The sequence below is a fragment of the Paenibacillus sp. 1A_MP2 genome (assembly GCF_052244825.1).
GTDB classification, from domain to species: Bacteria; Bacillota; Bacilli; order Paenibacillales; family Paenibacillaceae; genus Paenibacillus; species Paenibacillus vandeheii.
Window position 1 is genome coordinate 5842044 of record NZ_JBQQCS010000001.1, and the last position, 12636, is coordinate 5854679.

The window sequence follows — 12636 nt, forward strand, 5'->3', positions numbered from 1 at the left end:
AAGTATTATAACATTCTTTTGTTTTAGTCATGCTTTATTTTGTAAAATCTTGTGATTATTCCACATTACCTGTTGAACGGAATCGAATAATGTAAATTTATGAGCAAAATGAAGCAAAAAAGAGCTGCAGCATACGGCAAATATCCGATCTGCAGCTCATAAGATTTGAATCTAACAGAGGGGCAGGTATGGAACCCGCCATTCTTTATATCATAACAGCTAACCAGCCACCCTTATGCGTTCGCCAGTAACTTGTAAGAGGCCAACCTTCGCTCGTAATCTGGTCCAGTGGTCACTATAAGCAGCTGATCCGTGTCTAGTCTGTGGCACACCTGCTGCAATTGGTTCCAAACCTGTGCAGGTGTGCCTGCGTAATGTCGTTGTACTTCTTTTCCATCAACATTGGCACTGTCGTCGTTGGAGCGGGTACTCGTGCTGGCAATGTCAGACTGCGTCGAATGCTCTTTCCCTCCGGCTCTGCGTCTCTCCTCCATCTCGTGGCTCCAGGACACCGCATCTTCCTGCGTCTCCGCACACAGAACACTGACTGCAGCCATAACCTCCGGTTCTTTCCTGTTGGCGCTGGGGATAAACCCCTCCCGATAACGCCGCACGGCCTCTGTACCATCCGCGTCACTCATAAATTGTCCAAATACATACCCCATACCAAAACGTGCGGCAAACTCGGCACTTTTTACGTTGGTACCCAGCATCCATAAGGATAACGGAAGCTCCGGAATCGGTCGGGCCGTCACCGGATGTTCTTCATAGGTGTAACGGTCTTCCAGTAGTTCGGTCAGTGCCGCGAGCGATTCAGGCAGCTTGGACACATGTTGCAAGTAATTGCCACTCAAGGCCATCGTCGCATGGGGCCGCCCCCAGGAGCACGTCCCAAGCCTAATTCGATGCGCCCCGGATAGAGCGCCGCCAGCAGTCGGAACGATTCTGCTACCTTGAGCGGGCTATAGTGCGGTAACAGCACAGCACCGGAACCAAGCTGAATCGTGTTCGTTCGTGCGCCAATATGGGCAAGCAGCACTTCCGGCGATGCCGATGCGAGTTCATCCATGTCATGATGTTCAGACGTCCAGTATCTCGAATAGCCCCACTCTTCAGCACGCTGCGCAAGTTTAACGGATTGTTGGAGCGCCTGTTCTGCTGTGGCGCCGTTCAGCCTTGGAACAAGGTCAAGTACGCCCAGATTGTATTTTCCACTGATGGTCGCACCCAAGCGTCTCATCTCCCTTCGTCTCGCTTATCTTAGTCCAAATCGTAGATGGAGCCGACCTTGAGACCGTAAAGTTCATTGTATATTTTCTCGGCAAATGCATCCGTCATCCCGGCAATATAATCAATCACCATATGCTCCCAGGTCCAGATCGGATTCGCCTTCGCCTGATCCTTCTCATAGCGCTGCAGCCAATCGGACGGAATTATGGATTTGGACGTTTCCGGGTCAAGGAAAGCATCCCACAGACGCTTAATCATCCATTCACTGCGCTTTTGCAACCTCTGCACACGCAGGTCACGAATCATGGTCACCCAGGCAAAGCTCTTGAGCACACTCACCGTGCGCAGCATATCGAGATCCTCGGCACCTTCACGGACAAACGTTACCTTTTTCCAGTCTCCGTTATCAATAACTCCCAGACTTGCGACAAAAAGACTGACCCAGTAAGCTTTGACCTCCCGGCGGGTGCGTGAGTAGTCATGCTCACAAAACGGCATCTTTTCATTCCAGATGCGCAGGAACGAAGCAAGGACTTCTTCGACTTTTTTGCCAATCGCTTCCCTTGTCCATCCGTTCCAGAACAGATCCTCCAGCGTTGTAATCTTATCCACAATCAGTCGATTGATATGCGGATCTTGCAGGAAATGCTCATGTACTTCGATTTTGCCTGCCTTGATGCCATCCTCCAGATCATGTGCGGAATACGCAATATCGTCGCAGAGGTCCATCAGCTGTGCTTCCAGCGTCTTTTTGCCAGCAGGAATATCCCAACGATTGCGAATCTCGCGGATATACTGCCATTCATGATGGTACATGCCCTTCTTGCTCTCCGTACCTGGATACGGATACTTGTTGATGCCGAGCAGCACTGCATCGGACAGGTTCAGTCCATCGATATCCTCCCGTTTCTCCAAGTACATAATGAGACGGAAGTTATGTGCGTTGCCTTCAAAATGCTCATATTTCCGCTTCAGCTCAGCACGAATCTCCTGTTCCGGTTGGGTGATTTTGCTCCACGATTTTTCTTCATGATTTTCTTGATCTCAGTGTTAATGAGATCATCGAGGATGCCATCCAACACTTCTTCCCCTTTATGCCCAAAAGGCGGGTGACCGAAGTCATGCGCAATCGCGGCACACTCCACCACTTCCGAATCAATAATCAGTCCCGGGCTGTCTGCCTGGTTCAACTCCACCTCCGGGTAGCGTCGCAGCAAGCTTCTTGCCGCTTCTCGCGCAATCTGCGCCACCTCAAGGGAGTGGGTCAATCGTGTGCGATAATAATCGCCCGTTCCTGCACCAAACACCTGTGACTTGCCCTGCAGCCGACGGAAGGTCGGTGAATGTATCAGTCTGGAATAGTCGCGCTCATAGGCTGCACGAACCCCATCCAGTTTCGTTAGTTCAGGATATTGTCTATGTTCTCTCAGATCGTTCCATTGCATGTTGATCACTCCTAGCCGACTGTCTCTATTTTGAGTGATTATACACATATTCTGCAGTTTCGAAAAGCAAAACCTGTCTGCGATTGTCATCTCTTCTCACATCAACTTGTGATGCACAGTCGTCTTCTCTTATTATACCCCGCCAGACTATCATCCGTGCACCTAAATGGTAATGATTAATATTGAAAGTAACTTATGACGAAAAAAGTGCCTTATACAGTTTGCTTGGCCGTTCCGGTTACGGATCGTTCTTTCGATCGCTGTTATTCCCAAATTTCTTTGATTCCCTTTAGAAAGGGTGAAATTCGGGAATAAAGGCGAACGCTTCGCTTCTTCAGAATCGATTCCGTCCCCTTCACTACTGTCGCTGTTTGATTCACACCCACTCTAAAATGACATTACATCCCCTTAAAGGGGGACTTCAATCAAGACTTTAAGAGGCTAAAGAATACCATTAAATTGTTTATTTCATCACTTCATTAATAGTCTGTCTTCCCCTTACCCTCCCCGGTATGGGGTAGGTAAAATAAAAAACCGACAGGGCGGAAGTGCCCTGTCGGGGAGAAGATGGTTGGTTAGACCATAACCTTGCAGATATCGTTGGTGAACTCTACCGGATCTTGAATTGGCAGTCCTTCGATCAGCAATGCTTGATGATACAGCAAGCTTGTATAAAGGCTCAGTTTTTCTTTATCCTGTGCGAATGCGTCTTTCAGGGATTTGAAGACATCGTGATTTACGTTGATCTCCAGCACTTTATCTGCCTGTACATTTTCACTGTTCGGCATAGCCTTTAGGATTTTCTCCATTTCAATCGTCAGCTCACCTTCAGTGGACAAACATACCGGATGGCTTCTCAGGCGTTTGGAAGCTTTAACAGCTTTTACTTTGCCGCCGAGCTGCGCTTGCATCGCTTCGAACAACTCTTTGTTGTCGTTGTCCTGTGCGTCTGTTTCTTCTTTATCTGCACTGTCCTCGATGCCCAGGTCACCGCTGGAGATGGATTTGAATTCTTTCTCCTTGTAGTTCGTGATCATCTTGATTGCAAATTCGTCGATGTCGTCAGTGAAGTACAGCACTTCATAGCCTTTGTCGAGCACACCCTCGATCTGTGGCAGCTTCTCAATCCGTTCAATGGATTCACCAGATGCGTAGTAGATGTACTTCTGATCTTCCGGCATTCTGGAAACATACTCGTCCAGGCTCACCAGTTTCTTCTCTTTGGAAGAAGAGAACAAAAGCAGGTCCTGCAACGTATCCTTGTTCACGCCATAGTCACTGTAGACGCCATACTTCAGCTGACGGCCAAACGCTTGATAGAACTTCTCGTAATTCTCACGCTCATCCTTAAGCAGGCTTTGCAGTTGGCTCTTGATCTTGTTCTTGATGTTCTTCGCGATCAGGCTGAGCTGACGGTCGTGTTGCAGCATTTCACGGGAAATGTTCAGGGACAGATCTTCCGAATCGACCATACCTTTGACAAATCCGAAGTAATCCGGCAGCAGATCACCGCATTTGTCCATGATCAATACACCGTTAGAGTACAGTTCAAGACCTTTTTCATACTCTTTTGTATAATAATCAAACGGAGTGTTCTCCGGGATAAACAGGATCGCATTATATACCACTGCGCCATCTGCGCTGATGTGCAGGTGTTTGAGCGGTTTGTCAAAACCGTAGCGTTTTTCCATATAGAAGTTGGTGTAATCTTCTTCAGTCAATTCGCTTTTATTTTTACGCCAAATCGGCACCATACTGTTCACGGTTTGCTCTTCTTTGTACTCCTCGAACTCGTTCTCAGTACCTTCCTTCGGACGCTGACCTGTCACATCCATCTTGATCGGGTAACGAATGAAGTCGGAGTATTTCTTGATGATGGATCTCAGGCGGTACTCCTCCAAAAATTCGTCATACGAATCTTCTTCGGTATTTTGTTTGATCGTTAGGACGATTTCCGTACCCACGGAATCTTTCTCGGCTGGAGAGATCGTGTACCCATCCGCGCCTTCGGATTCCCATTTCCATGCTTCGTCGCTGCCCAGCGTTTTACTCGTTACCGTCAGCTTGTCCGCTACCATGAATGCGGAGTAGAAACCAACCCCGAATTGTCCGATGATGTTGTGTCCGTCTTTGGCTTCATTCTCTTTCTTGAACGCCAGAGAGCCACTCTTCGCGATAACCCCAGATTGTTTTCCAGCTCTTCCTGGGTCATCCCGATTCCTGTATCGGTCAGTGTGAGCGTGCGATTTTCTTTGTCGATGGTCAGCTTGATGTAGTAGTCCTCTTTGTTGAAGATGAGTGTGTCGTCCGTCAGTGCTTTGTAATATATTTTGTCAATGGCGTCACTGGAGTTGGAGATCAGTTCTCTCAAAAAGATTTCTCTTTGGGTGTAAATGGAGTTGATCATCATATCCAACAAGCGTTTGGATTCAGCCTGGAATTCTTTTTAGCCATGAATGGGTGTCTCCTTTCAAATTTGGAATAGAATGATTAGATTGAATATAGAAAGCAAACCCTTGAATTGTCCATGCAGAACGTAACATTGCTAGAAAAGCCTTCAATTGCTTTGATCCCCAGATTTTTTGATTTCATATTTAGGGCTCAACACTAATACAAGTAATTGATGTTCTTCTGGTGACCGTTCCGGTTACGGATCGTTCTTTCGATCGCTGTTGTCTCCAAATTTTCTTGAACTATTCTGAAATGGTTAGAAATTCGGAGACAAAGGCGAACGCTTCGCTTCTCCAGAATCGATTCCGTCCCCTCCACTGGTGAGGCTGTTTCGCCAAATACTTGATAATGCTAAGACATCTTTAAAAATATAAAAAATCCGGTGAGACAAACTACGATTCCCAAAATCTTTCCTAGCCCCTCCACGCTCATGCATGTCCTATTCAGGTTTAACATTATCCATATTCAAAAACACAATCATTCCATATGTAGTCGTGTAGTAAAACATCATTTGTTAGCACTCCGTTCGTCAGAGTGCTAAACCCTTCCTTTTATATAACATATGGGAAAATTGGGTGTCAATACGAAGCCGGTTATTTTAACAAAATGATCGAATAACACTTCAAGTTTTGCACATCTCTAACCATTTTAGCTCAATACATCATGCAATACAAAAGCCGCCTCGAACCAAAGTTCGAACCGGCTTGGAGAACAGATTGGAATGAGTATGTGCAGCATTGGCAAGCCACACGCTAACGAACCTGACAGACGTTAATTGGCCTTTATAGGATAATTTCATAATCTAAAGAATCGTCGACACGCTATTTCTCACCTTTAGCGGATCTATCGAAACTTTCCTCAGGTTTTTCGTAAAATAGGGTGTGTGAAATTCGTTAGACTGGGGAATTGGCAGTAAATCGTAGAATAAGGCTTTCCAGATTCGTTAGATATGGAACAGAGTCGGAGACTTAATTAGAGATGCAACTAGAGTTGAAACTATATAAATTGAACTAAACATTTACACGATAACGAAGAGTACAGAAATAACCTGAAGAAGCGGATCTAAAAGCTTTCTGAAAGAAAGCTGCATCGGAAACACCTCGCCTTTATCCCCGGATTCCCCCTTTATATAAGGGTTTCAAAAAAATCTGGGGATTACAGCGATCGGAAGGTTGTTCTGTCATCGGAGTGGCAAGTGTACATATTCTTTAGTTCAATTGATATAGAAAAGCAACCAGAGATGCAAACTGCTACTTTTTGGCCATCTTTGGATCTAAGGTATCGCGCAGACCGTCCCCCAGCAAGTTGAAACCGAGCACGGTGAACATGATGGAAAGCCCAGGGAAAATAAGCGTCCACGGCGCTTTTTGCAGAAACTGGCGGGAATCTGACAGCATCTTGCCCCATTCCGGATCAGGTGGTTGCGCACCCATGCCGAGGAATCCAAGTGCAGCTGCTTCAATAATCGCTGTTCCAATCCCCAGTGTGCCTTGTACGATGAGCGGGGTGAGGCTATTGGGCAAAATGTGCCGGAACAGAATTCGCATATTGCCAGCCCCCAGCGTACGTGCCGATGTAATAAATTCCTCCTGTCTCAAGCTAAGTACCCTTGAACGTACCAGTCGTCCGTAGGTCGGGATGTTCACGATCGCTATCGCGAGCAGTGCGTTCTGCAAGGATGGACCCAGAATCGCGACAATGGCGATTGCCAGCAGAATAGCTGGAAAAGCGAGCAAGATATCGAACAAACGTGAGATGAGCATGTCCGCCCATTTCCCATAATACCCGGCAATCAGGCCGAGCAATGCACCCGCAATAATAGAGCCAATGACCGAAAAGAAGCCGACCCACAATGAAATGCGCGCTCCGTGCAGCACTCTGGAAAATACGTCACGCCCGAGATCATCGGTACCGAACCAATGCTCTGCCGAAGGGGCTTGCAGACGATCTGTAAGTACCTGCTCTTTGTAATCATACGGGGCAATATACGGGGCCACAAAGGCCAACAGGATGAAAAAAACGATAATGATCAAGCCTGCCAGCGCAAGCCGATTTCTCCGAAACGTTCTCCAGGCTTCCCGCCATGGACCAGATGCGGGTGCCGACGCGGCGCCAACGGATTCTCCGGTATTGGTCGATAATTTGGCCATGCGGCGTCTCCCTTCTAGGATATGAATGAAATTTAAGATCAACGAGTTCTATTACACTAAAGCATTACGATTGCAGTACCATCTTTCGATCGCTATTACCCCAGATTTTATTGATCCACCTATTTAAAGGTGACAATCCGGTGATAAATGCGAAGCTTATGCTTTCGAAGCAACTTTCTTCCAGAAAACTCTTAGCTTCACTCCTACAGATTGGTTCTGACTCTTTGTGTCGTTTAATTTTTTAAAGTTAACTTATATGAAGTTCCATTCATCAACCCAAATGATGAATTCCTATTTATAACTAATTCGAGGATCAAATACGGCGTACAGCAAGTCCACAATCAGGTTAATCACCACGAAGAAGAATGCCACGATCAGAATACCGCTCTGGATCACCGGATAGTCCCGCGAACTAATTGCTTCATATATATAGCGACCGACACCAGGCCAGGCAAAGATGGTTTCCGTCAGCACCGCTCCACCCAGCAAAGATCCGGTCTGTATGCCGATGACGGTGAGTACAGGAATAAACGCATTTTTCAACGCATGTCCATATACGACAAAAAATGGACCGAGTCCCTTCGCCTTCGCGGTACGGATATAATCCGAACTCATCACTTCGAGCATGCTGGAACGGGTCATCCGGGCAATAACAGCCATAGGAATGGTGCCGAGAGCGATACTTGGCAGCAGCAGATGTTTCGTTACCGTCCACAGCTGATCCCAACGTCCGGCAATCATCGTATCCAGCACGTACAAGCCCGTAATGGCTTCAATCGGATCACGTGCATTCATTCTGCCGATGGACGGCAGCCAGTGCAGTTTGTTTGCAAACAGCCACTGCTCCATCAAACCAAGCCAGAAGATTGGCATCGATACACCAACCAATGCAATGACCATGCAGCAGTAATCGAACCACGAGTTATGTTTCCACGCACTGACAATCCCGGCATTCACGCCAATAATAATCGCAAACAGCATACTTGCCATCGTTAATTCGAGGGTTGCTGTCAAATACGGCACAATTTCCTGGGCAATGGGAACCTTGGTGCGGATGGATGTGCCCAAATCTCCCTTAAACAGATCGCCCAGATAAGCGAAATATTGTTGAAACCATGGTTTGTCCAGTCCGAGCTGGTCACGCAGGGCTTGCTTGGATTGTTCGGTGGCCTTTTGCCCGAGTATGGTCTCTGCCGGATCACCCGGAATAGCGTGGATAATGGAAAAGACGATCAGGGTCATGCCCAGCAGCACGGGCAGTAACACGAGTACACGTTTGACGATGTAACTGTTCACTCCTCATTCACCTGCCTTTAACGTATAAAAAGCGCTGGCAGACATGCATGCTTTAGATAGTTACATCCGGATGTGGGTTCTGCCAAGCATTGCATGTTCGCCAGCGCTTTTGAACTAATGGTTCTTATTTAATACTAATTGCGGCTCGTATATAAGTTATTCAAAGTAGGCATTGGCATAGGATTCCGTACCCAATGGGGACGGTACAAAATCTTTCAGGTTCGCTTTACCTGCCAAAATAGGTGTGGTGTGCACAAGTGGAATCCATGGTGCATCTTCCTTAATAATCACTTGCGCCTGCTTGTACAGATCCGCACGCTTGTCCTGATCCGTTTCTTTCTGCGCACTCGTCAGCAGCGTATGCAATTCTTCGTTGACGTAGAAGCTGCGGTTGTTGCCAGGGATTGCATCCTTATCCAGCAGCGTGTACAGGAAGTTATCCGGGTCCCCGTTATCACCGGTCCAGCCGAGCATGTAAATGTCGTCTTTCTCCCGGCTTTGGCATCATCCAGATACGTTGCCCACTCTGGTGATTCAATGTTGACGGTCACTCCGATTTTCTCAAAATCGGCCTGGATCGCTTCGGCAACTTTCTTGCCGTCAGGCATATATGGCCGGGATACCGGCATGGCATAGAATGTTACCGGATCAGGCAATCCGTCAGGGTAGCCGGCTTCGGCAAGCAAAGCTTTTGCTTTTTCCAGATCGTAAGCATAGTCCTCGATACTGTCGTTATATCCCCACAGCGTTGGCGGCATCGGGTTCACCGCTGGCTGTGCTTGTCCCGCAAAGAAGGCATCAATAATGCCCTGTTTGTTTACCGCGTGGTTGAGGGCTTGTCTTACTTTCACGTTATCAAACGGTTTTTTCTTAAAGTTGAAGCCAATGTATGACACGTTAAATGGTGGACGTTCGATCTTTTGCAGCTCACTATTCCCCTCAAGGATGGACAGGTCGTCCGGGTTCAGGTCCTCCATGATATCAATCTCGCCGTTTTGCAGCGCATTGAAGCGAGCCGTGTTATCCGGAATGGAACGTACGATCACCTTGTTCAGCTTCGGCAGTCCCTCTTTCCAATAATTCGGATTCTTCTCCAGAGTGATGGAGTCGTTTCGCTTCCACTCTTTGAATACAAACGGGCCTGTGCCTACCGGCTCGCTCTTGAAATTTTCCTTTTTCTCCTGAATCGCGGTTGGGCTTGCAATGCCAAATGGCGTCATCGCAATGTTTTGCAGGAAAGGCGCTTGTGGCTGGTTCAGGGTGAACTCGACTGTTGTCTCGTCAATCGCTTTTACTTCCTTGATCACGCGTCCGTCTTCCGGACCAAACATGGAATCGTAATAATCGAAGGAATCCCCCTCGAATTTATATTCACTGGCCGGATCACTCCATCGGTTGAAGTTGAACACCACAGCCTCTGCGTTGAAGTCGGTACCATCGTGGAATTTCACGCCGGACTTCAGCTTGAAGTCATACTTGAGTCCATCCGCCGAAATCTCCCAGCTCTCAGCCAGTCCAGGAACAACCTCGGTTCCACCTTCTTTGTAGTCCAGCAATGAGTCGAATACCTGATGTCCAATCTTCAGCGACTCCCCATCTGTAACGATTGCCGGATCCAGCGCCACGGAATCTCCGCCGCGTCCCATAATCATCGTATCCTGTGCTGCCACTTCTGCCGGAGGCTCGCTACCTTCCGCTGGAGCAGGGGAATTACCCGTACCCTCGTTACTTGCGCTGGAGCAGCCCGATAGAATCAACACTGTGCTCATGGCCATGGCCATGACCCCGGATAACCACTTTTTTCTCATTTGCATACGTACAACACCCTTCCCTGTCTCATAATGTGTGTGATACTGGCGTGAAAAAACTCCAATGATTACAATGGTTCGGTTTGGTGCTTTGTATCATATGAAAGGCTTTAAATGCCTGTGATACCTGTGATGTAAATCTGGATAAGCTGAGGCACATATGTGAAATGTTAAACGGGATGTAACCGTACACATTTTGTTAGATTTTTCGGATGATGTGACGAGTTCTAAATACCTGTGGTTGTTGCGTAATAATTGAACTTAGGTCAATAAGCAACAGTAGAATGGTACCGACTTGGTAGAGGCTTAACAAGGCTGATTTTGAGAGAACGCTAGTGTTGTTTGGTATGGAGTTTGGCTTGGAATGTAACTTGGAGTTAGTTCGTCATGGCTAAAGTGTCATTGGCAAAGTCTAATGATAGCGATTAGCTGGAACAGAAAGTTGGTAAACAGGACATTTTAGTGGTTTCTCAAACAGGTTGGATTGGATAGTTTCAATACGTTGTGAAATTAATCTAGAGATGTTGGATTTTACAACAGGGAGACATTACAATAACTTTTCATGTTAAAGTCTTGTCATGATGAGGAGGATTGCGTAAATAAACAGTGGTGAAAATCGATTTCGTGTAACTTACTTTACATCACATTCATCAATTAGACAAGAGATTTACGGACATAAGTCTTCAACTTTATTATATATGTTAATATCATTTACATAAAACACAAAAAAGGAACACCTTTCGACAAAAAACGTCGTGTGTTCCTTGCTGTATTCCCTCTTTACAAACCGGGTCCAACTTATATTTAAGCTATGTCAGCTTATTTTTTGAATAAACCTCTGCGGTACATGACCGTGATAAAACGGTAAAAATCATAACTCGCCCCACTATCGATGCTAAACAATGGATTTTTGGTGTCATATGCCAGTGCTGCGTCCACCGCAGCTTTTGCCCAGACTGGAACTTCCATCTGCTGGCGCGCCTGCAGTTTATCGACCTGGGATTTGAGCGCATCAAACGCTGCTTTCTCTTCGGCTGTCATCGGTTCGCCCCCTTTCGGTGGTTCGGTTGGATTCGTGGGATTGGTCGGTTCGGATGGCTCTGGCGGCTTTGGTGTTGCTGTTGCATATCTCGCTCTCAATTCCGCTGCCGATCCTTGGAACTCGTTCATATCCACGTTGCCGCTGATTCCGTTCACATTGCCAGAGTCCGTATACTGCCAGAACATCCAACGTTTCCAGGCAGACTGGTCATCCGGTACACGCGTGTTGCTGTAACGTGCGATCCACAGATCGTATGAGCTGAGTGATGTATCAAAATTTCCGGCAAATGAATTGCCCGTGTATATGATCGGTTTTACACCTGTGAGACGCTGCAATTCCGTTAAAAAAGCCTTAGCAACCGTGTTGATTTGAGCTTTGCTCAGGTTACCCGGATTATTCTCGTAGTCCATGACAGGAGGTAATTGCAGCGCCTTGGCGCCTCCTACTTTGTTAAGTGTACTGGCGTAATGCGCAGCTTCAGCCTTGGCACCATCGGTGGATGTTGCACGGAAGAAGTGGTACGTTCCGACCAGCATGCCTGCCGCCAGTGCTCCAGTTACGTTTTTTTGGAAATTCGGGTCGATGTACGTCTGCCCTTCAGTCGCCTTGATGAACACAAATGTCATGCCGCTTGCCTTCACTTTGGCCCAATCGATCGTGCCCTGATAACGGGAGACGTCAATGCCCTGCGTATTGCCCGAGCTTCTGGTTTGCATGTTTCTCACACCCTTTATGCGGCAAATTGCCGTTTGTATATAGTTAATGCTTGGGGGGCAGGGGTTGCTTGTGTGCGTGTCCCTGATGTTGGGAAAAGCTGAATTTGGATTGCTATGGGTTATGTCGGTTTTGCTATTTGGGTAAGATCAGGTGCTACTTGGTCAGTCTGCTTCGTATTCTATGTCGTCTGTCGGGAGACTACTAGATATCCATTAACTCACTAAGGAAAAATACCGAGTCGGTACGTGACCGTTCCAGATACGGACCGTTCTTCCGATCGCTGTTGTCTCCAAATTTTCTTGATTCATTTTCTTAAAGGTTAGAAATTCGGAGACAAAGGCGACCGCTACCGCTTCTTCAGAATCGATTCTCCTTCACTACTTGTAGCTACGGATCGAACTTCGATTTGAATATTGCCCTTTCTCCTGCTATAAGGCAATTTGAATGATAAACACTTACTTTGTTTCATCTCTGGCCTGTTGATCAACTTCCTTACC

Annotated in this window: 3 protein-coding genes and 4 pseudogenes; all 7 read right to left on the reverse strand. The window is 47.0% G+C overall.

The annotated features are described in order from the left end of the window. Positions 1 to 233 precede the first annotated feature (233 nt). Positions 234 to 1240: pseudogene (locus ACTWJ7_RS28890) on the reverse strand (MsnO8 family LLM class oxidoreductase). A 20-nt stretch (positions 1241 to 1260) separates the two neighbouring features. Further along, positions 1261 to 2675 (reverse strand): annotated as a pseudogene (locus ACTWJ7_RS28895) (deoxyguanosinetriphosphate triphosphohydrolase family protein). A 575-nt stretch (positions 2676 to 3250) separates the two neighbouring features. After that, a pseudogene (gene htpG / locus ACTWJ7_RS28900) lies at positions 3251 to 5085 on the reverse strand (molecular chaperone HtpG). 1291 nt (positions 5086 to 6376) lie between these two features. Then, positions 6377 to 7276, reverse strand: a complete 900-nt coding sequence (gene nikC, locus ACTWJ7_RS28905) for a nickel transporter permease (protein ID WP_301879686.1) — start codon at positions 7274 to 7276, stop codon at positions 6377 to 6379. 291 nt (positions 7277 to 7567) lie between these two features. Next, positions 7568 to 8572, reverse strand: coding sequence for an ABC transporter permease (locus ACTWJ7_RS28910; RefSeq protein ID WP_024632912.1), 1005 nt, complete (start codon positions 8570 to 8572; stop codon positions 7568 to 7570). 156 nt (positions 8573 to 8728) lie between these two features. Continuing rightward, a pseudogene (locus ACTWJ7_RS28915) lies at positions 8729 to 10380 on the reverse strand (ABC transporter substrate-binding protein). A gap of 819 nt (positions 10381 to 11199) precedes the next feature. Beyond that, positions 11200 to 12138 carry a glycoside hydrolase family 25 protein gene (locus tag ACTWJ7_RS28920; RefSeq protein WP_301879687.1) on the reverse strand — a complete coding sequence of 313 codons (939 nt, stop codon included), beginning with the start codon at positions 12136 to 12138 and terminating at the stop codon, positions 11200 to 11202. Positions 12139 to 12636: the final 498 nt, after the last annotated feature.